The organism is Agromyces sp. NPDC056523 (assembly GCF_042794545.1).
Classification (GTDB): domain Bacteria; phylum Actinomycetota; class Actinomycetes; order Actinomycetales; family Microbacteriaceae; genus Agromyces.
In genome coordinates this window covers 50,268-74,414 of record NZ_JBHTTM010000006.1, presented here as the reverse complement: position 1 = coordinate 74,414, position 24,147 = coordinate 50,268, and the positions used below count along the sequence as shown (strand labels likewise).

At 72.9% G+C, this 24,147-nt stretch carries 23 protein-coding genes; 6 read left to right on the top strand and 17 right to left on the bottom strand.

Annotated features, from left to right (window positions below; translation table 11 throughout):
* Nucleotides 1–55: 55 nt before the first annotated feature.
* The 3 genes from ACFQ58_RS17015 to ACFQ58_RS17005 form a co-directional block, all read right to left on the bottom strand.
* A complete protein-coding gene (locus ACFQ58_RS17015) occupies nt 56–565 on the bottom strand; it encodes an 8-oxo-dGTP diphosphatase (protein WP_376952365.1) in 510 nt (169 codons plus the stop codon).
* Between the two features lie 3 nt (nt 566–568).
* The gene (locus ACFQ58_RS17010; RefSeq protein WP_376952364.1) at nt 569–1,600 is read right to left on the bottom strand and encodes a 6-phosphofructokinase; all 1,032 of its coding nucleotides are present in this window, start codon (nt 1,598–1,600) and stop codon (nt 569–571) included.
* Between the two features lie 108 nt (nt 1,601–1,708).
* A complete protein-coding gene (locus tag ACFQ58_RS17005; protein WP_376952363.1) occupies nt 1,709–3,832 on the bottom strand; it encodes a DEAD/DEAH box helicase in 2,124 nt (707 codons plus the stop codon).
* Nucleotides 3,833–4,096: 264 nt separating this feature from the next.
* Here ACFQ58_RS17005 and ACFQ58_RS17000 point away from each other — a divergent pair, with 264 nt between their 5' ends.
* Nucleotides 4,097–4,309, top strand: coding sequence for a hypothetical protein (locus ACFQ58_RS17000; RefSeq protein WP_376952362.1), 213 nt, complete (start codon nt 4,097–4,099; stop codon nt 4,307–4,309).
* A gap of 17 nt (nt 4,310–4,326) precedes the next feature.
* On the opposite strand, the gene ACFQ58_RS16995 is transcribed toward ACFQ58_RS17000, so the two are convergent.
* Nucleotides 4,327–6,219 carry a DUF2207 domain-containing protein gene (locus tag ACFQ58_RS16995; protein WP_376952361.1) on the bottom strand — a complete coding sequence of 631 codons (1,893 nt, stop codon included), beginning with the start codon at nt 6,217–6,219 and terminating at the stop codon, nt 4,327–4,329.
* A gap of 83 nt (nt 6,220–6,302) precedes the next feature.
* Between ACFQ58_RS16995 and ACFQ58_RS16990 the strand changes: the two genes are divergently transcribed.
* Together ACFQ58_RS16990 and ACFQ58_RS16985 are read left to right on the top strand one after the other, a co-directional pair.
* Nucleotides 6,303–6,581 (top strand): metal-sensitive transcriptional regulator, encoded by a 279-nt coding sequence (locus ACFQ58_RS16990; protein ID WP_376952360.1) that lies wholly within the window; start codon nt 6,303–6,305, stop codon nt 6,579–6,581.
* Nucleotides 6,582–6,584: 3 nt separating this feature from the next.
* Nucleotides 6,585–7,154 carry an O-acetyl-ADP-ribose deacetylase gene (locus ACFQ58_RS16985; RefSeq protein ID WP_376952359.1) on the top strand — a complete coding sequence of 190 codons (570 nt, stop codon included), beginning with the start codon at nt 6,585–6,587 and terminating at the stop codon, nt 7,152–7,154.
* A gap of 12 nt (nt 7,155–7,166) precedes the next feature.
* On the opposite strand, the gene ACFQ58_RS16980 is transcribed toward ACFQ58_RS16985, so the two are convergent.
* From ACFQ58_RS16980 to ACFQ58_RS16950, 7 genes are all read right to left on the bottom strand, one after another.
* The gene (locus ACFQ58_RS16980; protein WP_376952358.1) at nt 7,167–8,126 is read right to left on the bottom strand and encodes a glycerophosphodiester phosphodiesterase; all 960 of its coding nucleotides are present in this window, start codon (nt 8,124–8,126) and stop codon (nt 7,167–7,169) included.
* A gap of 66 nt (nt 8,127–8,192) precedes the next feature.
* Nucleotides 8,193–9,674, bottom strand: coding sequence for an SDR family oxidoreductase (locus ACFQ58_RS16975; RefSeq protein ID WP_376952357.1), 1,482 nt, complete (start codon nt 9,672–9,674; stop codon nt 8,193–8,195).
* Nucleotides 9,675–9,736: 62 nt separating this feature from the next.
* Complete coding sequence (locus ACFQ58_RS16970; protein ID WP_376952356.1) at nt 9,737–10,597, bottom strand: aldehyde dehydrogenase family protein; 861 nt, start codon at nt 10,595–10,597, stop codon at nt 9,737–9,739.
* Nucleotides 10,594–12,153, bottom strand: coding sequence for an aldehyde dehydrogenase family protein (locus ACFQ58_RS16965; RefSeq protein ID WP_376952354.1), 1,560 nt, complete (start codon nt 12,151–12,153; stop codon nt 10,594–10,596). The genes ACFQ58_RS16970 and ACFQ58_RS16965 overlap by 4 nt, the downstream gene beginning before the upstream one ends.
* 22 nt (nt 12,154–12,175) lie before the next feature.
* Nucleotides 12,176–13,183 carry a deoxyribose-phosphate aldolase gene (deoC, locus tag ACFQ58_RS16960; protein ID WP_376952353.1) on the bottom strand — a complete coding sequence of 336 codons (1,008 nt, stop codon included), beginning with the start codon at nt 13,181–13,183 and terminating at the stop codon, nt 12,176–12,178.
* 61 nt (nt 13,184–13,244) lie between these two features.
* Nucleotides 13,245–14,189 carry a sugar-binding transcriptional regulator gene (locus tag ACFQ58_RS16955; protein ID WP_376952352.1) on the bottom strand — a complete coding sequence of 315 codons (945 nt, stop codon included), beginning with the start codon at nt 14,187–14,189 and terminating at the stop codon, nt 13,245–13,247.
* A 93-nt stretch (nt 14,190–14,282) separates the two neighbouring features.
* Nucleotides 14,283–15,497, bottom strand: coding sequence for an MFS transporter (locus ACFQ58_RS16950; RefSeq protein WP_376952351.1), 1,215 nt, complete (start codon nt 15,495–15,497; stop codon nt 14,283–14,285).
* Between the two features lie 22 nt (nt 15,498–15,519).
* On the opposite strand from ACFQ58_RS16950, the gene ACFQ58_RS16945 reads away from it, so the two are divergent.
* Entirely contained in the window at nt 15,520–16,209 is a 690-nt protein-coding gene (locus tag ACFQ58_RS16945; protein ID WP_376952350.1) for a hypothetical protein, read from the top strand.
* A gap of 6 nt (nt 16,210–16,215) precedes the next feature.
* Here the strand turns inward: ACFQ58_RS16945 and ACFQ58_RS16940 are convergent, their stop codons facing one another.
* From ACFQ58_RS16940 to truB, 4 genes are read right to left on the bottom strand one after another with little or no spacing between them, the layout of a single operon-like run.
* Complete coding sequence (locus ACFQ58_RS16940; RefSeq protein ID WP_376952349.1) at nt 16,216–17,145, bottom strand: bifunctional riboflavin kinase/FAD synthetase; 930 nt, start codon at nt 17,143–17,145, stop codon at nt 16,216–16,218.
* Complete coding sequence (locus ACFQ58_RS16935) at nt 17,142–17,594, bottom strand: hypothetical protein (protein ID WP_376952348.1); 453 nt, start codon at nt 17,592–17,594, stop codon at nt 17,142–17,144. The genes ACFQ58_RS16940 and ACFQ58_RS16935 overlap by 4 nt, the downstream gene beginning before the upstream one ends.
* Before the next feature lie 28 nt (nt 17,595–17,622).
* On the bottom strand, nt 17,623–17,991 hold the full coding sequence (locus ACFQ58_RS16930) for a hypothetical protein (RefSeq protein ID WP_376952346.1): 369 nt from the start codon (nt 17,989–17,991) through the stop codon (nt 17,623–17,625).
* Entirely contained in the window at nt 17,988–18,899 is a 912-nt protein-coding gene (truB, locus tag ACFQ58_RS16925; RefSeq protein ID WP_376952345.1) for a tRNA pseudouridine(55) synthase TruB, read from the bottom strand. The genes ACFQ58_RS16930 and truB overlap by 4 nt, the downstream gene beginning before the upstream one ends.
* Before the next feature lie 57 nt (nt 18,900–18,956).
* On the opposite strand from truB, the gene ACFQ58_RS16920 reads away from it, so the two are divergent.
* Nucleotides 18,957–19,991 (top strand): ketopantoate reductase family protein, encoded by a 1,035-nt coding sequence (locus tag ACFQ58_RS16920; protein ID WP_376952344.1) that lies wholly within the window; start codon nt 18,957–18,959, stop codon nt 19,989–19,991.
* Between the two features lie 9 nt (nt 19,992–20,000).
* Nucleotides 20,001–20,894: an A/G-specific adenine glycosylase gene (locus tag ACFQ58_RS16915; RefSeq protein WP_376952343.1), complete on the top strand. Its 894-nt coding sequence runs from the start codon at nt 20,001–20,003 to the stop codon at nt 20,892–20,894.
* Nucleotides 20,895–20,912: 18 nt separating this feature from the next.
* Here ACFQ58_RS16915 and ACFQ58_RS16910 read toward each other — a convergent pair whose 3' ends face one another.
* Nucleotides 20,913–22,319, bottom strand: a complete 1,407-nt coding sequence (locus ACFQ58_RS16910) for an adenylate/guanylate cyclase domain-containing protein (protein ID WP_376952342.1) — start codon at nt 22,317–22,319, stop codon at nt 20,913–20,915.
* The gene (locus tag ACFQ58_RS16905; RefSeq protein WP_376952341.1) at nt 22,316–24,022 is read right to left on the bottom strand and encodes an FAD-dependent oxidoreductase; all 1,707 of its coding nucleotides are present in this window, start codon (nt 24,020–24,022) and stop codon (nt 22,316–22,318) included. The genes ACFQ58_RS16910 and ACFQ58_RS16905 overlap by 4 nt, the downstream gene beginning before the upstream one ends.
* Nucleotides 24,023–24,147: the final 125 nt, after the last annotated feature.

Below are 24,147 nucleotides of genomic sequence, written 5' to 3'. Positions count from 1 at the left end.
TGGTGTTCACGGAAGGTGGGTATCGAATCCGGCGCTCGCCGAACCTCGCACGATCCTACGCGACGTGATTGCGCTCCTGCACCACCGTTGACAGGTCAGCCCCGAACACGAAGGTCCGGCGGACGCGACCCCCGGCGAGCACGCCGGGAAGCCACCGCTTGGCGTCGTCCCACATCTCGTCGAGGGGGACCGCGTCGAGCGCGAACCATTCGGGGTCGAGCTCGTCGGATGGCGCGGGGTCGCCCGTGAACGTCCGGGCGACGAACACGCTCGACTCCTGGCTCCACGCCTCGCGATGCGGGAAGTGGTACGTCAGCAGTCCGCGCGGCTCGAGGTCGGCCGCGAGCACGGTGACGCCCGACTCCTCGTGCACCTCCCGGACCGCGGCGTCCGTCGCGGACTCCCCATCCTCGAGCTTGCCCCCGAGGCCCACGAAGTAGCCGCGGCCGAGTCCGTGCTTCTTGCGCCCGAGCAGCACCTCGGTGCGCCCGTCGGACTCGCGCAGCAGGTAGCAGACACACACCTGCGGCAGCGCCGTCCGCGGCCCCGACACCGGCTCGCCCATCGGTCAGCCGAAGAGGATGCGGGCCTCGTCGTAGCGCGACTGCGGCACCAGGTTGAGGCCGCCGGTCGCCTCGGCGATGGTGACGCGGGCGATGTCGGTGCCGCGCAGCGTCACCATGCTGCCCCACGCGCGATCGACGGCCGCGTCGACGGCCGCCATGCCAAGGCGCGTGGCGAGCACGCGGTCGTACGCCGACGGCGCGCCACCGCGCTGGATGTGCCCGAGCACGGTGTGGCGGGACTCGATGCCCGTGCGCTCCTCGATGATGGGCGCGAGCTTCTCGGCGATGCCCCCGAGGCGCGGACGGTCGAACGCGTCAAGCCCGAGGTGCGAGTGCGCCTCCTCCATCGTGTCGAGCTTGAAGCCCTCGGCGACGACGATGAGCGGGGCACGCCCGCGCTCGCGGACCGACTCGACGTAATGGCAGATCTCGTCGATGCCCATCGGCTGCTCGGGGATGAGGATCGCGTGGGCGCCACCGGCCATGCCCGAGTGCAGCGCGATCCAGCCCACGTTGCGGCCCATCACCTCGAGCACCATGCAGCGGTTGTGCGACTCGGCGGTGGTCCGGAGCCGGTCGATCGCCTCGGTGGCGATCTCGACGGCGGTGTCGAAGCCGAAGGAGTAATCGGTCGCCGCGAGGTCGTTGTCGATGGTCTTCGGCACGCCGATGACGGGTAGCCCGCCCTCGTCGACGAGCCGGCGGGCGGCGGTCAGGGTGCCCTCGCCGCCGATCGCGATGATCGCGTCGATGCCCTCGGCCTCGAGCATCCGTCGGATGTTGTCGGGGCCGCCGTTCTCGCCCTCGAACGGGTTGGTCCGGCTCGAGCCGAGGATCGTGCCGCCCTGCTTGGACAGGCCGCGCACGTCGTGGCGTGTGACGGGCATGATGTCGCCCTCGACGACGCCCTTCCAGCCCCACCGGAAGCCCACGAACTCCGCCTCGTGCGTGATGACGCCCTTGAGGACCGCGCCGCGGATGACCGCGTTGAGGCCGGGGCAGTCGCCGCCGCTCGTGAGAATGCCGATCTTCATGACCACTGGGTGACTCCTCGTGAGGTGGACGTTCGCGGGGTGGCCGCTTCATCGAGGCGCGAACGTCCGGAGTCTAGCGGGGCCCGACGCCGCCGTCCCAACCCCGACCTACAACGCACCGTCCAGCGCCTGCCGGAGCAGGTGCTGCAGCGCGTCGAGCTGCACGGAGTCGGCGGAGCCCGGCTCGACGTCGCTGCCGTCCAGCGCCCGGAGCGCGAGCCCCTGCTTCTGGTCGATGAGCTCGGCGATGCGGGCGTCCACGGTGTGCGCGGCGATGATGCGCCAGGCGGTCACGGGCTCGTCCTGTCCGATGCGGTGGACGCGGTCGATCGCCTGGGTCTGCTCGGCAGCGGTCCAGCTCAGCTCGGCGAGCACGACGTTCGACGCGGACTGCAGGTTGACGCCCACGCCCGCCGCGGTCAGCGAGCACACCGCGACCGCGACCTCGGGGTCGGTGTTGAAGGCGTCGATCGCCTGCTGTCGTGCGATGGCGTTCTGGTCGCCCCGGATCGAGACCGAGCGCAGCTCGCGGGCGGCGAAGGACGCCTCGGCCTGGTCCATGACGTCGATGTGCTTGGCGAAGAAGACGACCTTGCCGGCCGAGCGGGCCAGCTGCGCCGCGTAGTCGGCGGCGAGCCCGGCCTTGGCCTGGCCGATCCGGCGCACCATCGTGAAGACGTTCTCTCCCGACTTGGCCGACTTCGACTCCTCGAGCTCGGACATCGCGACGGCGCGGATGAACTGGTCGCGTTCGAGCTCGTCGAGGTCTCCCACCCGGAGCCGGCGCGCCTCGACGAGCGCGCGGAAGCGGTTCGCGAGGCGGTGGCCGAGCTCGCGCTCCGCGGCGCGGATGGAACGCCCGAGCTCGTCGTCGAGCTCGACGGGCAGGTCGGCGATGCGCTTGTCGGGCAGGTCGGCGGCGACGTCCTTCTTGCGGCGGCGCACGATGCCGAGGTCGATGACGGTGCGGCGGGCCTCGGCGTAGAAGCCCGGCTCGGCGGGCGTGAGGCCCGTCTCCTCGAGCCTCCCGAGCAGTTCGGGCGACGGCCGATCGCCCACGATCCAGCCCAGGAACTGCCAGATCGCCCGGAAGTCGTCGACGTCGTTGATGAGCGGCGTGCCCGTGAGCGCGAGCAGCAGCGGGTCGCCGCCGGGCGTGTTCCGGCGGATCCGCTCGGCGAGCGCGAGCACGTTCCGCGAACGCTGCGACTGGAGGTTCTTGATGAAGTGCGCCTCGTCGACGACCATGCCGCGGAAGCCCAGCGTCGACAGCCACGCCATGTGCCGGTCGAGCACGTCGTAGTTGACGACGATGACGTCGGCGAACGCGTCGACGCTGTCGCCGTCGCCGTGGATGACGGTCGCGCGGCGGTGCGGCGTCCAACGCTCGACCTCGCGCGCCCAGTTCATCTTCACGACGTTCGGCACGACCGCGAGCAGCGGGTACGCGTCGGCGACGGATGCCGCGAGCACCGACTGGGCCGTCTTGCCGAGACCGGGCTCGTCGGCGAGCAGGAACCTGCGGTGACCCTCGCGCGCGGCCTCGATGAAGCGGGCCTGGTGCTGCATCAGCTCGAGGCCGCGAGGGGCGAGCCGGTCGACCTTCGGCGCCTCGGGCAGCTCCATCGAGGCGGCCTGGCCGCCGGAACCGGTCTCGAACGACTTGAAGAGCGGGCCGAGCAGCTCCCAGTTCGCGAGCCGCCGAACGGGGACCACCGGCTTCGCATTCCGGTCGAAGTCGGGGGCGAGGAACGGATTGGCGAGCTGCCGCGACTTCACCGACGGCGGGATCACCTGGTTCTCGGCCAGCTCGGGCCTCGCCTCGGGCTCGCGGACGATGATGAGCTCGTCCTCGCTGAGGTCGGCACCGGACTCGAGCAGCCAGTCGCGGCGGAACCGCTGCGCGACCGTGGAGATCGAGGCATCCGGTTCGAGGAGCGTGATCAGGCTGGTGTCGCGCGCGGCGGTCTTGGCGAGGATCTGCGCGATGCCGTCGAGGCGCTTCAGCAGCTCGGCCCGGGCGGGATCGGCGAGTTCGCCGTCGCCCTTCACTCGGGCGCGCTCCTCGCGCATGAGCAGCGCGATGACCTGGAACTTCGTGCGGTTCGTGGGGCCCAGCTTGTTCTTCTGTGCCTTCTGCTCGACCTCGCGCACCTTGCGCGCGAGGATCGGGATGATGGGCGCGTCGTCGTCACGCGAGCGCGTGCGCTGTCGCTGCCTCGTCTGGGCCAATGGTCCTCCCCTGTCTGGGCCCGATGCGGATGGCTCCCTGGTCACCGGCGCGCGGTGACCGGCACCGCCGGACGGGATCGGACGTCGAGGCCGTCGTCGCGGTGCGCCGAATCCCGGAGCCGAGCATGGCGGAGCGGAGTTCCCCAGCCGTCGGTCCGAAGAACGGATTCGTCGGGCGCCTCGGACATTCTACGCGCCGTAGTGCCTCGGGCGCGAATGGACGCGCCCGGGCGGGTCCGGAGCCGACGCGCTACGCTCGATGCCATGGACGAGTCGACGGGCATCGGCGGCGAGATCGCCGACGATCACGAGTTCCAGGTCGCTCAGGACGGCGAGCTGCCGCCCGAGCCCGAATCGGCCGACGACGATGCGCGGCCCGTGGGCGAGGAGCCCGACGAGGACGAGGTGCAGGGCATCGACGCCGAGCGTCGCGTGCCGCTGACCGAGGAGCGTGGGGCCGCCGCCGAGGAGGGCTGAGGCCGCGAGGCCGTCCGTCAGACGCCGCCACCCCCGCCGCCGCCACCGCCGCCTCCCGAGGACCCGCCGCCGCCCGACCCGCTCGAGGACGAACTCGACGACGATCCCGACCAGCTCGTACTCGACGCGCTCGTGAACGAGCTGACCCCCGCCGAGAACGCGACGGCGTTGAAGCCGCTGCGACCCGAATACCAGTCGGGCTCACGTCCGCGCTCGGCGTAGAGCGCGGCGAGCTCGTCGCTCCACTCGCGCTCCTGCCCGAACAGCACCGCATACGGCAGCAGCAGCTCGGTGACCCGGAGGACCTGCTCGCGGTCGATGCTCGGCGAAACGGACGCCGCTCCCGCGTCGGCGACGGGAACGCGCTCGGCACCGCTCGGGCTCTGCAGCATCCGGATGCGGTCCGCCTCGGCGAGGCGGATGAACTCGCGCAGCCCGTCCAGGTGGTCGCGCAGCGCCCGCCCGCGCTCGGTGAGCGGGCGCACGCCGGCCACGATCCAGAAGGTCGCGAGCGCCGCGAGCACCGCCACGACGATCGGCAGCCACGGCCACGCGCCGCCCATCCGGTCGTCGAGCGCGACGATGCCGGACCAGACCGCGAGCACGGCGGACACGATCGCCCCCAGCGCGAGCAGCACGCGCCATCCGAGGTCGGGGCGGCGGCGCAGCCCCTCCTTCGCGACGCGGGAGTGCACCTTGCGACGGAGGTTCATCAGCGTGGTGCCGAGCGCGGTGTCGCGCGACTTGAGGTCGCGTCGCGTGCCGACCGGGGCGTACGACCCGAACAGCGCGCGGAGCACCTGCCGGGCGTCCCGGTCGCCCTCGTCGCGCCCTCCGGCGAGCTCGACGGCGTACTTCTTGCGGCCGGTCTCGACGACGCGCAGGCGGCCGGCGACGGCCTCGGCCAGGATCGTCGCGGTGATGCCCTTGCCCGGAGCGCGCACGAGGTCGGCGGCCTCCATGAGGGAGAGGCCCTCGGGCGGCTCGTACTCCGCGACGATGATCCCGCGGCCGGGATGGTTGCGCCACCGCGCGGCGCGCATCACGACCGCCGCGATTGCGATGGCGACCGCGAGGAGGGCCGTGACCGCCGAGGTCATCGCGGCCGGCGATGAGGTGAACCGCTCGTCGCGCGGTTCGAAGGTGCCCGGGCGGAAGCCGATCGCCACGGTCAGGTTCTCGTACGGTCCGAGCGAGCTCGCCTGGGCGACCACGGCGGGATCGGCGGCGGGGTCCACCTCGAGCACCTCGCACGGCGTCGACGAGCCCTCATACCCGCGATAGCAGGCGCTGTCTCCCGAGAGCGCGTCGACGAGCTCGTCCTGGAGTCGCACCTCTGCCCGAACGACGCCGAAGGGCTGCGCCCAGCCGGTGCCGTTGACGTCCCAGTAGAACTCCTGCTGCGGCGCATCATCGGGCTCGAACGTCACGTTGCGCTGGTGATACGTGATCACGTACGTCTGCTCGCCGTGCACGAAGTCGTCGGCGGCGATCGTGACGAGCTCGAACTCGCCGTCCTCGCTGCGCTCGGTCTCGTACGAGCGGGGCGTGCCCGATCCATCCGTCACGGACTCGATGCGGAGGTCGGTGGGATGCCCGTCGTAGTCGCGCGGGATGGCGCGTCGGATCCCACGGTTCTGGTCGAACTCGGGGAACACCGCGACGAGCGTCTCGGTCGTGCGGAGCTCGGAACGCCGGTCGGCGTCGAGGCCGAGCTCGTAGACGGCGTCGAACCGCGCGAACGTGAAGTCGTCGACATCGGCGGGAACGGCCTGCACGGGCGGGAGCGCGGCGGCGGGTTCCGCCGCGACGGCGGGGGCGGCGAGCAGCGCGAGGGCGAGCGAGGCGGCGCTCGCCCCGACGACGGCGACGACGGCGGAGAGGCGCGCGACGCGGCGCAGTGCGGGCATGCGCTCACGCTAGCGAACGGCGCGGCCCCGCGTCATCCGACCATAGGGCCCAGGGGTATCGCGGCGCGGCGTATCCTGACAGGGTGATCGACGACATCAAGAAGCGCGCATTGCACCGGACGAAGATCATCGAGGGCCAGCTCCGCGGTATCGAGAAGATGATCGAGAACGAGGACTACTGCGTCGACATCATCACGCTGTCGCTCGCCGTCCAGAAGTCGCTCGCCTCGCTCAACAAGCTCCTCGTCGAGAACCACCTGCGCACGCACGTGTCGCACATGTACGAGCAGGGCGGCGACCAGCGCGACGAGGCCGTGGCCGAGCTGGTGCGCATCTTCGAGCTCTCGAACAACCGGGGCTGACGGATGGCGCGGCAGCCGTTCCGCGTACGGATCGAGCTGGTCCGCGGCGACCTCACGCGCGAGCGGGTCGACGCGATCGTGAACGCGGCGAACTCGTCGCTCCTCGGCGGCGGCGGCGTCGACGGCGCGATCCATCGTGCCGGCGGGCCCGAGATCCTCGCGGAGTGCCGCGCGCTGCGCGCCACGACACTGCCCGACGGCCTGCCCACGGGCCAGGCGGTCGCGACCGGGGCCGGCCGGCTCGCCGCGCGCTGGGTCGTCCACACCGTCGGGCCGGTGTGGCCGGGCGAAGGTCCTCAGCTCGCCGGGCGCCGCGCGCTCCTCCAGGACGCCTACCGCAACTCGCTCGGCGTGGCGGCGTCGCTTGGCGCGAACTCGATCGCGCTGCCGGCGGTGTCGGCCGGAATCTACGGCTGGCCCGCCGACGATGCGGCCGAGGTCGCGCTCGGCACGGCGGCCGCGGCGACCGCCGCGCCCGCGCTCGTGCGGTTCGTACTCTTCTCGGCAGGCATGCATGCCACCTTCGCCGATGCCGCGGACCGGCTCGACATCGACGTCGTCGTGATGGACTGAGCCCGTCGCGGCTCAGGTTCCGGGCGCCGTCGTCGCGATCCACGCGTCGAGGTCGCTCGGCTGGTCGGTGATGATGCCGTCGACGCCGAGCGCACTGACCTGCGCCCACGTGTCCTGCGTGTTCAGCGTGTAGCAGAGCACGGCGATGCCGGCCGCGTGTGCGAGGTCGACCGCCTCGGGCGCGGCCGTGACGGATGCCGCGGTGGTGCCGAACCCGATGACGCCGAAGTGCTCGGCCATCGGCACCGGGTCGGCGGGCAGCTCGCGGATGAGCATGATGCGCGGCACGGTCGGCGCGACGCGCTGGATGGACTGCATCGTCTCGATGCTGAAGCTCTGCAGCACGACGCGGCCGCGAAGGCCGTGGACCTCGACGAGGTCGACGACGCGGCGCACCTCGTCGGGCCTCCAGGCGGCCTTGAGCTCGACGAGCGCGCGAGCGCCCTCGCGTTCGGCGAGCGCGGCGAGGAAGGCGTCGAGCGTGGGCACGCGCTCCCCCGACCACTCGTCGGCGTACCAGCCGCCGACGTCGAGCCGGGCCACGTCGGCGTGGTCGAGGTCCTCGATGCGTCCGTGACGACCGGCGATGCGCTCGAGGTCGGTGTCGTGGAAGAGGACGGGCACCCCGTCGCGCGTGAGGCGCACGTCGGTCTCGACGTATGCGAGGTCGTCCATCGCGAGCTCGAGTGCCGGCATGGTGTTCTCGGGAGCCATCGAACGGTCGCCGCGGTGGCCGATGATCGCGGCGGCCTCGCCCGGCTGACGGAGGGCGCCGAAGACGTCGATCGCGTAGACGTCGGTGGGCGTCGACACGGTCCAGAGCAGCGAGGCCATCGCGGCGACGCCGGCTCCCGCCAGTGCCGCGCGGACGACGGGACGCGGCGGCGCGGTGAGGTGTCCGGTGCGGGGAATCGGGGGGACTCGGGCAGGCGCGGTCGTCGCCGGATCGACCGCGTCGGGGGCGCGACGCACGGATTGGACCTTCCTCGGGTGCCGCGCGCCGTCGCGCGGACCGTGCAGGTCACTCTAGCAACGTCGTTACCGTTTCGTTACCTTCTCGGATGACGCCGCCTCGGCCTCGGCCGTGATGCGGTTCGCCATGCCCGCGAACACGATGCCATGGAACGGGAACACGGACCACCAGTACAGCCGCCCCGCGAGCCCCTTCGGGAAGAACACCGCACGCTGCCGGTAGGCGGAGCCGCCTCCATCGCTCGGCAACGCCGACATCTCCAGCCACGCCCGACCCGGCACGCGCATCTCGGCGCGCAGGCGCAGGAATCGCGGGCGTTCGAGCGCCTCGACCCGCCAGAAGTCCACCGCATCGCCGGGATGGAGCGTGTCGGGGTCGCGGCGGCCGCGACGCAGGCCCACTCCCCCGGACAGCTTGTCGATCCATCCGCGGATCGCCCACGCGAGCGGGAACGAGTACCAGCCGTTCTCGCCGCCGACTCCCTCGATCACCGCCCACAGCGCCGCCGCGGGCGCTGTGGATCGGCGGTCGCGCTCGTCGACGTACACCGTGTGACCCGCCCAGTCCGGGTCGCTCGGCAGCGGATCGCTCGGCGCGCCGGCCACCTCGGCGTTGCGCCAGCTCGTCTCGACCTCGGCGAGCCGTTCCTTCTCGAGCGCCAGCCGCACGGACCGGCGGTAGCCCACCAGCCCCTCGGGCGGCGACGGGATGACGGCGTCGATGTCGTGGTCGCGCACCACGCAGTCGAACTGGAGCGACTCGATGATCGGCACCGCGAGCCGGCGCGGGATCGGCGTGACGAGGTTGACCCACTGGCCGGCCAGCCACGGCGTGAGCACGGGGAGCGCCGCGATCGGGCGCTGTCGCAGGCCGGCCTCGAGCGCGTAGCCGTTCATGAGCTGGCCGTAGCGCAGCACGTCGGGACCGCCGATGTCGAACGCGCGGTTCACCTCGGCCGGCACGTCGGCCGCGTGGATCAGGTAGTGCAGCACGTCGCGCACCGCGATCGGCTGGATGAAGTTGCGGACCCACCGGGGCGCCGGCATGTACGGCAGCACCTCGGTCAGGTGGCGGATCATCTCGAACGAGGTCGAGCCGGACCCGATGATGACCCCGGCCTGCAGAACGATCGTCGGCGCGCCGGACGCCAGCAGGATCTCGCCCACGCGGACGCGGGAGCGCAGGTGGCGCGAGAGCTCCGCGTCATCCGGGTGCAGCCCGCCCAGGTACACGATGCGACGCACGCCGTTCGTCCGCGCCGCCACCGCGACGTTGCGCGCGATCCGCTCCTCGACGTCCTCGAACGAGCCGCGACCGCCCATCGAGTGCACCAGGTAGTACACGACGTCGATCCCGCGCGTCGCACGGTCGACGGCCGCGGCGTCGGTGAGGTCGCCCTCGACGATCTCGACCTGGGCCGACCACGGGACGTCGCGGAGCCGCTCGGGCCGGCGCACCAGGACGCGGACCTCGTGCCCCGCCTCGATGAGGCGCGGCACGAGCCGGCCACCGATGTAGCCCGTCGCACCGGTCACCAGGATGCGCATGGCCCGACCCTAGCCCGCGGGCGGCGGACCGGGCCGGGCGGGGACTGTGAATCCCCCGAGCCTCAGCGCAGGCTCTTGGTGTGCCAGACGGTCTTGGTCTCGGTGAACGCCGCGATGCGGTCGAGGGTCGGCGCCGCGGCATCCGCCCCTGCCTCGGGCCGCAGCACGCGCTTCAGCGTGTCGGCGGCCGCGATCTCGAGGTCGATCCAGTCGAGGTCGCCCGCGCCGACGAGGTCGAGCGCGTTGACGTCGGAGTGGCTCGCGAGCCACGGCGCGATCTCGGCGGGCGACCCGGTGAGGATGTTCACCACGCCCTTCGGCACGTCGCTCGTGGCGAGCACCTCGGCGAGGCTGATCGCCGAGAGCGGGTATCGCTCGCTCGCGACCACGACGACCGAGTTGCCGGCGACGAGGGCCGGCGCGATCGCGGAGACGAGGCCCACGAGCGACGAGTCCTGCGGCGCGACGATCGCGACGACGCCGGTCGGCTCGGGCACCGAGATGTTGAAGTAGGGGCCCGCGACGGGGTTGGCGTTGCCCGCGACCTGCGCGAACTTGTCGGTCCATCCGGCGTACCAGACCCAGCGGTCGATCGCCTCGTCGACCTGCGCGGTCGCCTGCGCCCGCGAGACGCCCTCGGCGTCCTCGATCTCGGCGACGAACTGCGCGCGACGGCCCTCGAGCAGCTCGGCGATGCGGTAGAGCACCTGGCCGCGGTTGTAGGCGGTCGCGCCCGCCCAGCCTCCGACCGCGCCGCGCGAGGCGAGGATCGCATCGCGGGCGTCCTTGCGCGACGCCTTCGCGGCGTTCGCGAGGAACGTGCCGTCGGCCGCCATCACCTCGTAGGTGCGGCCGGACTCGCTGCGCGGGAACGCGCCGCCGATGAACAGCTTGTACGTCTTGGGAACGGCGAGGCGGCTCACTGCGCGACCCCCTTCTTCGCGGTCTTGGCAGGTCGACGGGTGCGGCGCGCCGGCTTCTCGTCGGCGGATGTCGCGGCCGCGGCCTCGACGGCCTTCGTCGCCGCGCGACCGGACGTCACCGACGCGGGCGCCAGGTAGGCGCCCAGCCCGTGCCGGCCGCCCTCGCGGCCGTAGCCCGACTCCTTGTACCCGCCGAACGGGCTCGACGGGTCGAACCGGTTGAACGTGTTCGCCCACACCACGCCGGCGCGAAGCTGGTCGGCGACCGCGAGGATCCGGCTGCCCTTGTCGGTCCAGATGCCCGCGGAGAGGCCGTACGGCGTGTTGTTCGCCTTCGCGATCGCCTCCTGGGGAGTGCGGAAGGTCAGCACGGAGAGCACCGGCCCGAAGATCTCCTCGCGCGCGATGCGGCTCGATGTGTGCACGTCGGTGAAGATCGTGGGCGCGTACCAGAACCCGTTCTCGGGGATCTCGCACGGCGCGCTCCACCGCGTGGCGCCCTCGTCGACGCCGGCCTGTGAGAGCTCGGTGATGCGGTCGAGCTGCTCCCGGGAGTTGATCGCGCCGATGTCGGTGTTCTTGTCGAGCGGATCGCCGAGCCGCAGCGTCGACAGGCGGTTCTTCAGGCGGTCCACGACCTCGTCGTGGATCGACTCCTGCACGAGCAGGCGCGAGCCGGCGCAGCACACGTGGCCCTGGTTGAAGAAGATGCCGTTGACGATGCCCTCGATCGCCTGGTCGATGGGCGCGTCGTCGAAGACGATGTTCGCCGCCTTGCCGCCGAGCTCGAGCGTGACCCTCTTGCTGGTGCCCGCGACCTGCTTCGCGATCGCGCGGCCGACGGCGGTGGACCCCGTGAACGCGACCTTGTCGACGTCGTCGTGGGCGACGAGCGCCGCACCGGTGTCGCCCGCACCGGTGACGATGTTCACGACGCCGGGCGGAAGGTCGGCCTGCTGCACGATCTCGGCGAAGATCAGGGCGCTCAGCGGCGTCGTCTCGGCGGGCTTCAGCACTACGGTGTTGCCCGCGGCGAGCGCCGGCGCGATCTTCCACGCGAGCATGAGCAGCGGGAAGTTCCACGGGATCACCTGTGCGGCCACGCCGAGCGCGCGCGGGTTCGCGCCGAGGCCGGCGTAGTCGAGCTTGTCGGCCCAGCCGGCGTAGTAGAAGAACCAGGCGGCTACGAGGGGCACGTCGACGTCGCGCGACTCCTTGATGGGCTTGCCGTTGTCGAGGGACTCGGCCACGGCGAGCTCGCGCGAGCGCTCCTGGATGAGGCGCGCGATGCGGAACAGGTACTTGCCGCGGTCGCGGCCGGACATGCGCGACCACACGCGGTCGTGCGCACGGCGGGCCGCGGCGACGGCGTCGTCGATGTCGGCGGCGTTCGCGCTCGCGATGGTCGCGATGCGCTCCTCGGTGGCCGGGGAGATGGTCTGGAACGGCGTGCCGCGCCCGTCGACGAACTCGCCGTCGATGAACAGGCCGTAGCTGTCGCGCAGCGACAGGATCGCGCGCGACTCGGGCGCGGGAGCGTATTCGAGGAAGCTCATGGTCGTCTCTTTCGTGATCGACTCAGTCGATCGTCACGTAGTCGGGGCCGGAGTAGTGGCCGGTGGCCAGCTTCTGGCGCTGGAGGAGCACGTCGTTGAGCAGGCTCGAGGCGCCGAAGCGGAACAGGTGCGGCACGAGCCACTCCTCGCCTACGGTCTCGGCCACGGTGACGAGGTACTTGATGGCGTCCTTCGAGGCGCGGATGCCGCCCGCGGGCTTGACGCCGATGCGCTGGCCGGTCATCAGGTGCCAGTCGCGAACGACCTCGAGCATGAGCAGCGTGACCGGCAGGGTCGCGGCCGGCTGCACCTTGCCGGTCGAGGTCTTGATGAAGTCGCCGCCGGCGAGGATCGAGAGCCAGGAGGCGCGGCGCACGTTGTCGTAGGTCACGAGCTCGCCGGTCTCGAGGATCACCTTGAGCGAGGCGCTCGTGCCGTCGGGCCGGCGGCAGGCCTCTTTCACGGCGGCGATCTGGTCGAACACGAGGCTGTAGCGGCCCGCGAGGAATGCGCCCCGGTCGATGACCATGTCGATCTCGTCGGCGCCGTGCGCGACCGCCTCGGCGGTGTCGGCGAGCTTGATCTCGAGCGACGACCGGCCCGACGGGAACGCCGTCGCGACCGCGGCGACGGCGATCCTGCCGTCGTCGGGGTCGCCGTGCAGTGGGCCGAGCGCGTCGACCGCGTAGGGCACCATGTCGCCGTAGACGCAGACGGCCGCGACGCGCGGCGTCGAGCCATCCGTCGGGTCGGGCGTCATGGCCTTGGCCACGAGCGAGCGGACCTTGCCGGGCGTGTCGGCGCCCTCGAGGGTGGTGAGGTCGATGAGCGAGATGATGCGGTCGAGCGCCCACTGCTTCGAGGTGGTCTTGATGGAGCGGGTGCCGAGCCCGGCGGCGCGCTGCTCGAGTCCGACGGCGTCGACGCCGGCGATGCCGTGGAGGTAGCGCCGCAGCGTCGCGTCGTCGGGCTCGCCGCCGAGGACGGCGAGCGCGCGCTCACGCGCGGTGACGAGGGAGGTGCCTGACATGTGGAGTGACCTGGCTTTCGTGTCGCGACGGCCGGCCCGGGTGGATGGGAACCGTGCCGGGTCAGCCGTCGAGGAGGTGGAGGGCGGTGGCCTCGTCGGTGACGAGCACCGAGCACAGGCCCGAGCGCACGACGGCGTCGGCGACGGCGTGCTTGGCGCGGCCGGCGATGACCGCGATGCGCAGCGAGCCGTCGCGCAGGTCGTCGAGCGTGAGCCCGACGGTGCGCGCGTCGAGCGCGGGATCGACGATGTTGCCGTCGGAGTCGATGTAGCGGCCGACCACGTCGCCGACGGCGCCCTTCTGGACGAGCAGGTCGACGTCGGGGTCGGTGAGGTAGCCGCTCTCGATGTGCACCGAGGTGTGGTCGGCCGGGCCGGCGCTGAAGAGGTAGGCGTCGGCTGAGCGGGCGAGGTCGATGACGCCCGCGACCACTCGGTCGGACTCGATCGCCTGCTTGGTCGCGAGGTGCTCGAGGATCGCCGGGCTGGGCAGGAGGGTGGCGCTGCCGCCGCCCTTCTGCGCCATCGCCACGGCCGTGGCGGCCGCGGTGCCGGGTCGCCGGTTGAGGCTCACCCCGCCGTTGATCTGCACCACGTTGACGCCCGTCGCCCAGCCGTTCCGGAGGTGCTGCGAGATCTCGAACAGCGTGCGACCCCAGCTCACTCCGAGGGTGCGGGGCACGGGGCGCAGCGCGGTGAGGTAATCGGCCGCCGCCTGCGCGGTGCGGGACTGGAGCTCGTCGGCCGACGCGACGCCGGCGGCCGACACCACGATGGCGTCGTCGAGACCCCGCTCGTCACGCAGGCGCCGCTCGATGGGCAGCCGGCGGGCGCGCGGGTGCAGTATCTCGATGCGGATGAACCCCTGCTGCTTGGCCTGCGCGAGGAGGCGCCCGACCTTCCAGCGCGTGAGCCGGAGCGCCTGTCCGATCTCGTCCTGCGTCTTGTTCTCTTCGTAATAGAGCTCTGCAGCGCGGATCGAGAGGAGTTCGTCGGTCTCGTCCATTCGTCTCCTTCCGCCCTGTCCAGCGTAGGCAGGGTCGGCGCGTCCGGCAACATGCGCGGGCACTTCTGCTCATATGAGCAGACCCGGACCGGCTCAGCGCTCCCGCTCGTCCTCGAGGAAACGCGGCCGCGCCACCACGACGCCCGCGATCGCAGCGGGCACCGCCGAGGCCAGGAGCAGCCACAACGGCGCCGTCCAGCCGCCCGTCCACTCGTGCAGCAGGCCCACTGCGAGCGGGCCCACCGCGACGATGAGGTAGCCGGCCGACTGCACGAAGCCGCTCAGGGCCACCGCGCCGGCGTGCGTGCGCGTCCGCAGGTTGATGAGCACCAGCGCGAGCGGGAACAACAGCGGGCCGACGCCCGCCAGCGCGACCCAGAGCCAGGTCGCCACCGCCGGGGCGACGATGAGCCCCGCGTAGCCGAGGACGATCGACACCACGCCGACCGCGATGAGCGAGCGGACGCGGCCGTGGCGCTCGGCGAGGACGGGCACGGCGATCCCGGCCGGGAGTCCCATCGCCGCGTAGAGCGAGAGCAGCGCCCCGGCCTGCGCGGGCGTGGACCCGGCCGTCTGCTCGAGGATGGCCGGCAGCCACGCGAACAGCGAGTACGCGTTGAAGCCCGACACCGAGAACACGATCGCGAGCGCCCACGCCAGCCGCGAGCGGAGCGCGTGCCGAAGCATGCCCGGCTCGGCCTCCTCGGGCAGTTCGGCGAGCACCCCGCGACGCGGATGGACCAGCAACGCGATCCACGGCACGAGCGCGGTCACCGCGACGACCGCCCAGACGCCGAGCGACGCCCGCCAGCCCGCGGCGTCGGCGAGCGGCACCGCCACGAGCGGCGGCATGAACGTGCTCACCGACATCGCCGTGACGAAGACCGTCGTGAGCAGCCCGACGCGATCGGGGAAGTACCGCTTCACGAGCGGCGGAAGGAGCACGTTGCCCACGCCGATGGCCGCGAAGGTCAGCGCGCTCGCGCCGAGCAGCCACCACGCCGACGGCGCGAGTCCGCGCCCCGCGAGCCCGGCGATCAGCGCGACGAGCGCGACGATGAGCGTCGGCTCGAGGCCGAAGCGGCGCGCCAGCACGGGCGTCGCGATGCCGAACGCGGCGTAGCAGAGCGGCGGGAGCATGCCGAGGAGCCCCGCGAGCGCATTCGAGACGGGGATCTCCTGCTCGAGCTGCCCGAGGATCGGCGAGAGCGACGCGACCGCGGTCCGCAGGTTGAACGCCACGAGCACGATGCCGAGCAGGGCGAGCGTGCGACCGGCCCAGAGTGGCCTCACGGGTTCGGTCGTCACCCGCCGAGTCTAGGCTGGTCGCGTGGCCGACCTGTCCCGCTACCTGCCGCTCAGCCGCCCCGACGTCGACGAATCGGGCGTCACGGCCGACCGTCGTGCTGAGACGGCCGACGTGCTCGGCGCGCTGGCGAAGCTGGTCCGCACGGGCGGCGAGGCCCTCTGGTCGACCTCGACCGAGCGGGCCGGGTGGCACGTCGCCGACGTCGCCGCCGAGCTGCTGCACGGCTTCGACCGCACCCGCACGCGACGCGCGCTCGATGCTGCGGAGCGCCTCGTGCGCGGCGGCGAGGCCCGCCGCCTGGCCGAGCTGCCGAAGCTCGCAGGTCCGTCCGAGGCCGCCGACGCGATGGACGCGCGGGCCGGCGCCATCCGCGAACGCGCTCGTGCGACCGGCGTCGCCGAGCTCGACGACGCGGTGGTCGCGGCGCTGCTCGTCGGCGGCGCGGCATCCGTCGAGCTGCCCATGTCTCCCGTGGCCTCGGGTGCGGTCGCGTTGCGTCGCGCCGCAGCCGCGCCGACCGAGATCCGCGCCGTGATCGCGGGACACACGCTGCGCGCCACCGATGCCGGGTGGGAGTTCGGGCACGGCAGCCCGCTCGTCGACACCGCGGCCGGACTCCTGCGGTTCCTGACGGGCATCGGCACGGTCGCCCCGCATCCGCCGGGTCCGGGCGACGCGCACCCACCGGCGACCGGCCCCAAGGCCGGGTGAGCCGGGTCAGCCGAGCAGCACTCTCGCGCGATCGACGTCGCGGCCCATCTGCGAGACGAGCGCCTCGATGCCCTCGAACTTCTCCATCCCGCGGATGCGGTGCGCGAACTCGACGGCCACGACGTGGTCGTACAGGTCGAGGTCGCGGTCGAGCACGTACGCCTCGACCTGCTTCTGCGGCACGCCCTCGAACGTGGGGTTGTTGCCCACCGAGATCGCGGCCGGATACCGCACGCCGCCGTCGATGAGCCAGCCCGCGTACACGCCGTCGCCGGGGATGAACCCCTCGCAGTCGGGCGCGAGGTTGGCCGTCGGGTAGCCGAGCTCGCGACCGCGCTTGAAGCCGTGCACGACGAGCCCGCTCACGGTCGGCACGTGGCCGAGCAGTTCGGCGGCGTGCTCGACGTCGCCGTCGTCGAGCATCTCGCGGATCCACGTCGACGAGACGCGCCGCCCGCCCTCGGGCACGACGTCCTCGACGACGACGACCTCGAAGCCGTACTCCTCGCCCTGGCGGCGGAGCAGGTCGACGTCGCCCTCGTTGCCGGCGCCGTAGCGGAAGTCGCGGCCCACGAGCAGTGCGCGGGCGTCGAGCGCCTCGACGAGGTGGCTCCGCACGAAGGTGTCGGCGGACTGCGAGGCGAGGGCGCCGTCGTAGTGGAGCAGCACCGTCGCGTCGAGTCCGGTCGTGGCGAGGAGCTCGAGCTTCTGGCGCGTGCTCACGAGCTGCGGCGGGCAGCGGTCGGGTGCGTGGTAGGCGGCGGGATGGCGGTCGAACGTGATCGCCACCGCGTCGAGCCGTCGCGCCCCGGCGATCTCGCGCAGTGCCGCGATGACCGCGCGGTGACCCTGGTGCACGCCGTCGAACTTGCCGATGGTCACCGCGGACGGACCGTAGTGGGGCGGGACGGCGTCGATCCCCGTGAAGGTCCTCACTCGGCGTCCTCGGGCGCGCCGGCCGGCGCGGGACGGTGGCGGGCGAGCCACCACATGCCGAGCAGCGGCAGCACGAGCGGGATGAACAGGTATCCCCGGCCGAAACCCGACCACACCGTGTCGTGCGGGAACAGGTCGGGGCGGATGACGCTGAGCGCGCCGATCACGATGACGCCCGTGAACTCGAACGCGATCGTGGCCCACGCGATCCGGTACCACGTGCGGCCGGGTCGCACGAGCGCGATCGTCGCGACGATGTAGACCACCGCGGCGAGCGCCGAGAGCGAGTACGCGAGCGGCGCCTCGTCGAACTTCTCGACGATCTGCACGAGCGAGCGGCCGGTCGCGGCGAGCGCGAGCACGCCGTACACGGCGACGAGGACGCGGCCGATACCGCTGAGACGCCGCGGCCGCGTCGCGCCGCGTGGTTCGGTGGTGTGCGTGGTCATATGTCCGTCGATTCTCCCAGAACGCGCCTCACGCCTGCTGCACGGTCCAGATCTGGAGCATGCGGTAGACCATCACGGCGACGGCGAGCGCCGCGACGCCGCACACGACCGTGGCCCATCGGCCGCGGTCGAGCAGCGCCCAGAGCGCCGCGGCCGGCGGCAGCAGCACCGCGCTGACGAGGTACACCCAGAACTCGAGCGGGCTGCCGGTCGGCGGGTTGCCGACCGTGGGCGCGATGATCGCGACGACGACCTGCACGATGAGCAGCAGCTCCACGAGCGCGAGGGCGCCGAGCACCAGGTCGTTCGGCACGCGACCGGCCAGGCCGAGCACGATGCAGAGGAGCCCGGCGACGACCGCCACCCCGACCTGCACCCATGCGAACCACTCGATCATGCGCCCTCCTCGGCGGGGAATCCGGTGACGACCTTCAGCTGCGGCCCGCGACGCTCGACGATCGCGACGAGGACGTCGCCGGGACCGATCGCGGCGATCGGGCCGGCGGCGGACGGTTCGGCGATGTCGGGGCCGGACGGCGGCGCGATGCGCTTGCCGTGCCGGAGGTCGCGCACGGCGTCGGCGTCGACGGTGATCGCGGGCAGGGCGCGTCGTGCGGCCTCGGCGGGCGCGAGGCGCGCCGCGGCCACGTCGAGGCCCTCGAGCGCGCCGGCCTCGGCCACGTCGAAGCGCCCGATCCGCGTGCGGCGGAGCGCCGTCAGGTGCCCGCCGACGCCGAGGTCGGCGCCAAGGTCGCGTGCGAGTGCGCGCACGTACGTGCCCGACGAGCACGCGACGCGCACGTCGAGGTCGAGCCATCCGTCGCCCTGCCGGACGTCGAGCAGGTCGAACGCCGAGACCGTGACCGTGCGGGCGGCGAGCTCGACGGTCTCGCCCTCGCGGACGCGCTGGTAGGCACGCTTGCCCGCGACCTTGACGGCGCTGACCGCGCTCGGCACCTGGTCGATGACGCCCGTGAGCCGTGCCATCCGCTCGAGCACCTGATCGCGCGTGATCGCCGCGACCGACGCCTTCGGCGCGGCGTCGAGCGGCTCGCCCTCGGCGTCGTCGGTCGTGGTGGCCCACCCGAGGCGGACCGTCGCGAGGTACTCCTTGTCGAGCCCGACGAGGTGGTGCAGCAGGCGGGTGGAGGACTCCACGCCGAGCAGCAGGAGGCCCGTGGCCATCGGGTCGAGCGTCCCGGCGTGCCCGACCTTGCGGGTGCCGGCGAGGCGGCGGATGCGGGCGACGACGTCGTGGCTGGTCATCCCCTGCGGCTTGTCGACGAGGAGGATGCCGCTGTTCACGCCGTACAGGCTAACAGCGCGGGCGGATGGCGCTCGCCGGCGTCCTACGCTGGTGCGGTGAGGATCGGGATCATCGGTGCCGGCGCGCTCGGCGGGACCTTCGCGGCGCTGCTCGAGCGTGCCGGACACGACGTCGAGGTGACGGCCCGCGGCGCCGGGCTCGCGGCGATCCGCGAGGGCGGCATCCGTCTCTCGGGCGGCTACGGCGAGGCGCACGTGCACCCCGCCGCCGGCGAGCGCCTGGGCACGCGGCCCGACCTCGTGCTCGTGTGCACCAAGGCGCAGGATGCCGCAGCGGCCCTCGTCGCGAACGGCGCGATGATCGACGGAGTGCCGATCGTCGTCGTGCAGAACGGCCTCGACGGCGTCGCGACCGCGGAGCGCGTGCTCCCCCGCTCGTCGTGCCTGGGCATGCTCTCGATCATCGCGGCGAACTACACCGAGCCCGGGTCGGTGCGCGTCACGACGACGGCGGCGAGCTACCTGGGCCGGCCGACGCCGCGCGGCGGCGCCGACCCCGACGAGGAGGTCCGGCGCATCGCGGCGCTGCTGTCCGAGGCGGCTCCGGTGGTCGCGATCGCGAACTTCCGCGGCGCGCAGTGGACGAAGCTCGTCGTCAACATGCTCAACGCGGTGCCGGCGATCGTCGGCCGGAGCGTGCAGGACGTCGTGGACGACCGCCGCCTGCGCCGCATCGTGGCGGCGTCGATGCGCGAGACGGTCCGCGTGGGCGTCGCGCGCGGCATCCGCTTCGGCTCGTTGCAGGGACTCGGCGACCGCCGCCTGCGTGGCTTCGCACGCCTGCCGCTGGGGCTCGGGCAGGTGCTGCCGTGGTCCATGCGCCTGCGCATGGGCGACGTGCCGAACCTCGGCTCCACGCAGCAGAGCGTGCGGCGCGGCCAGCCGACCGAGGTCGACTTCCTGAACGGCGCGGTCGTGCGCGAGGCGGATGCCGCGGGCCTGGACGCGCCCGTCAACCGCGCGCTCGTCGAGCTCGTGCACGAGGTCGAACGGACTGGAGCGCACCTGCCCGCCGAGCGGGTGCTCGCGGCCGTCGAGGGGCTCGAGGGGCGGCTCGGCCGGCGCGAATAGGCTGATCGGATGCCGCAGCACCCCATCGCACCCGTCGGCATCGCGCCGGCCGTCGTGGCGTGGTTCGCGCACGCCGCGCGTCCGCTGCCGTGGCGTGCGGCGGATGTCTCGCCGTGGGCCGTGCTCGTCAGCGAGTTCATGCTCCAGCAGACGCAGGTCGCCCGCGTGCAGCCGCGCTGGGCGGAATGGGTGCGGCGCTGGCCCACTCCCGCCGCCCTGGCGGCCGAGCCTGCGTCCGAAGCCGTGCGCGCGTGGGACCGGCTCGGCTACCCGCGTCGCGCGCTCTGGCTCCACCGCGCGGCGACCGAGATCGTCGAACGGCACGGCGGCGAGGTGCCGCGCGACCTGGACGCGCTGCTCGGACTGCAGGGCATCGGGCCGTACACCGCGAGGGCGATCGCCGCGTTCGCGTTCGGCGACCGCCACCCGGTCGTCGACACGAACACGCGCCGGGTGATCGCCCGCGCGGTCGACGGCGCCGCCGAAGCAGGCGCACCGGCCACCGCGCGCGACCTCGCGGCGATGGAGCAACTGCTGCCGACCGATCGCGAGGCCGCGCACCGGTTCAACGCGGGCGCCATGGAGCTCGGCGCGACCGTGTGCACCGCACGATCGCCGCGCTGCGACGCCTGCCCGATCGCCGACCTCTGCGCCTGGCGGGCAGCTGGCTACCCCGCGTACGACGGACCACGCCGCACCAAGCAGGCGCGCTTCGAGGGCAGCGACCGGCAGGCGCGCGGCATGGTCATGCGCGAGCTCCGTGCCGCGCACCGGCCGGTCGCCCGGGAGGAGCTCGCCCGCCTCCTCGACGACGACGCGCGCCTCGAGCGCGCGGTCGAGGGACTCGTGGCCGACGGGCTCGCGGTGCGCACGAACGGCGGGTACGCGCTGCCCGACACCTGACGGATGCCGCGGCCCCGCTCAGACGCCCGGAAGCCCCACGAGCAGGTGCGCCTCGACCGGCGCGTCGCGACCGGCGACCTCGAGCTCGCCGAGCGGCTCGGTGATCGACTCATCCCCCAGCCGTTCGCGGGTCGCCTCGGCGATGGCGACGCCGCCGACCGGCGCACGATGCTCGATGCGCGAGGCGACGTTCACGGTGTCGCCGATCACCGTGTAGGTGCGTCCCCCGCCGGTGCCGAGGATGCCCACGTTGGCCCGCCCCGAGTTGACGCCCACGCGGAAGCGCGGCCAGTTCGGGTGCGCCGCCGCGACGGCGCCCGTCGCCTGCTGGAGCGCGAGCGCGGCGCCGGCGGCGCGGCGCGCGTGCGAGGCTCCCGCCGCGTCATCCGATTCGAACACCGCCATCACGGCGTCGCCGATCAGGCGGTCGACTCGGCCGCCGAAGCGCTCGACGAGCGGCGGGATGGCGTCGGTGAAGTAGGTGTTGAGCATGGCCGTGACCTCGGCAGGATCGTGCGATTCCGAGAAGTGCGTGAACCCCGCCAGGTCGGCGAACAGCACCGACACGTCGCGCTCGCCCGCGGCGGTGTCCTGCGTGTAGAGACCCGACCAGCGTTCCTCGCGCCACGAACGCTGCGCCGCGACCGCGATGATCACGAATGCGGCGAGCATGAGCACGTGCCACTCCCACCACGACAGGTGCCAGTTGCGCCCCACGACGACGGCGATCTCGGCCTCGGCGAGGAGTGCGAAGGCCGCCGCGAACGCGAGCGGCAGCGGTGAGGCCGCATGGCGCGGCATCCGCAGGTAGCGCACCACCGCGACCGCGTAGCAGGCCAGGCCGATGACGGCGAGCACGGCGAACGGCACCGTCGTGCGCTCGGGCGGCGCCGGCGCGTCGAGCGGCCCGAGGCGCAGCAGCGAGACGGCGCCCCACAGCACCATGAGCGCGACGAGACCGCCGACGAGCCACGGTGCGAGGCGCACGACGCGCGCGCCGTGCTCCCCGTCGAGGTCGAGGCTGGACCACGCGGCGAACACGGCGGCGACCGTCAGCCCTGCCGGCGTCGCGAGCGCGAAGCCCGTGTTGCTCTCGGCCAGCAGAACGCCGGGCGTCGCGAGCGCGTGCAGCGCGAGGAACCCGGCCGCCGCGAGGAACGACAGCGACACGAGGACGAGCCGCGCGTCGCGGCGCAGGCGTGCCGCTGCCCCGACCACCCACGCGAGCGCGGCATTGATCGCGCCGACTGCTGCCACGAGCCAGAAGTGGGTCGGCTGGTGCTCCCACTGCAGGTCGAGCACCGGGCGAAGGATCAGCATGGCGAGCCCGATCAGGGGCAGCGTGAGCGCCGCGACCGTCAGCGCGGTCGCGCCCCGCGACGGCGGGGGCGCGACGGGCCCGGTGCCCGGAACGCTCGCGGTCACCGCACCGGCACCGCCTTGCCGTCCGGATTCGCCAGGTGCCGATGCACCGCGGAGACGACGACCGACCCCTCGCCCACCGCGGACGCGACCCGCTTGACCGAGTCCCGACGCGCGTCGCCGACGGCGAAGACGCCGGGCACGCTCGTCTCGTGCGGGAACGGCGGGCGTTCGAACGGCCAGCCGTGGTCCGCGCTCTCGTCGAGGACCGCGGGCCCGGTGAGCACGTAGCCCCACCGGTCGCGCAGGACCTCCGGCGGCAGCCAGTCGGTGCGCGGCGAGGCGCCGATGAGCACGAAGAGTCCACGGCACGCCTCCTCGGTCACCTCGCCGGTGATGCGGTCGCGCACCAGGATGCGCTCGAGGCCCTCGTCGCCGCCCCCGCCGACGACCTCGGCGTTGTTCCGCACCACGACACCCTGCGCCTCCAGTTGGGCGATCAGGTACTGCGACATGCTCGCGGCCAGGCCGGCACCGCGCACGAGCAGCGTGACGGATGACGCGTACCGCGAGAGGTGCATGGCGGCCTGCCCCGCGGAGTTGCCGCCACCCACCACGAACACCGGCTTGCCCGACACGCCCTGCGCCTCGACCGCCGATGCGCCGTAGAACACGCCGGCGCCCTCGAGCGACTCGAGCTCGTCCACGTCGATCCGGCGGTACGTGACGCCGGTGGCCAGCACGACCGAGCGGCACCGGATCTCATCGCCCGGTGCCACGCGCACGACGAACCCGCCGTCGACCCGCTCGATGCCCGTGACCTCGCGGGCATGCGCGAACCGTGCGCCGAACACCCACGCCTGCTGGTACGCGCGTTGGGCGAGTTCCGAACCCGAGATGCCGCGCGCGAAGCCGAGGTAGTTGCGGATCAGCGAGCTCGATCCCGCCTGGCCGCCGATCGACTCGCGTTCGACCACGAGGACGTCCAGGCCCTCCGACGCCGCGTAGACGGCCGCAGCGAGCCCGCCGGGTCCGGCGCCGACCACGACGACGTCGGGTTCGCGGGCGTCGTCGAGCGCCGTCGTGAGACCGTAGGCCGCCGCGAGCGTCGCGTTGTCGGGATCGCGCAGCGCGCGACCGTCGAGGAGGAGCACGACCGGCTCGGTCGGCGTGTCGGTGATGCCGGCCCGCGCGAGGCGTTCGCGCGCGGCATCCGACTCGGGATCGAGCCATTCGTGCGGGACGCCGCCGCGTGCGAGCAGGCTCCGGATCTCGTGCGTCCGCGGCGCCCCGTCGCGGCCCACGACGGCGACCTCGCGTGGACGGAGGCCGATGGACCGCTCCCACTCGAGCAGGAACTCGGTGATCGTGCGGTGGAAGTACTCGTCGGGCGAATGCCAGGGGCGGATCACGTAGTACTCGAGTTCACCCGCCCCCATCAGGCGCAGGATCTCCTCGCGAACCGCGGGATCACCCCACTGGCCCCACTCGATCAGGCGGCCTCGTCGCACGTCGGGGAACTCGCGGCGCGCGACGGCGAACAGCGATCGCCCGTCCACGTCGCCCGCGCGGTCGGCGAGCACCAACGCGAGCAGTCCGCCGGCCTCGGCGAGTGCATGGATGCGCGCCGCGGCGGCGCGCTCGTCGACGGATTCGTCGATGCGGTAGTCGGCGCCGTAGCGCCGCGCCAGTTCGGCGACGATCGACGCTCGCGCATCGTCATCGCTGGAGACGACGAGGATCACCGGCGGCGCTGCGCTCGACATGCCCACTCCTCCCCGGCGGGACGCGTGCGCCCCGCCGCCCACGCACACAGTACCCCCGGCCCGCGGAGGATCGGCAGCATCCGGCCGGCAGACACGCGGATGCCCCGGGGGATCGCCCCGGGGCA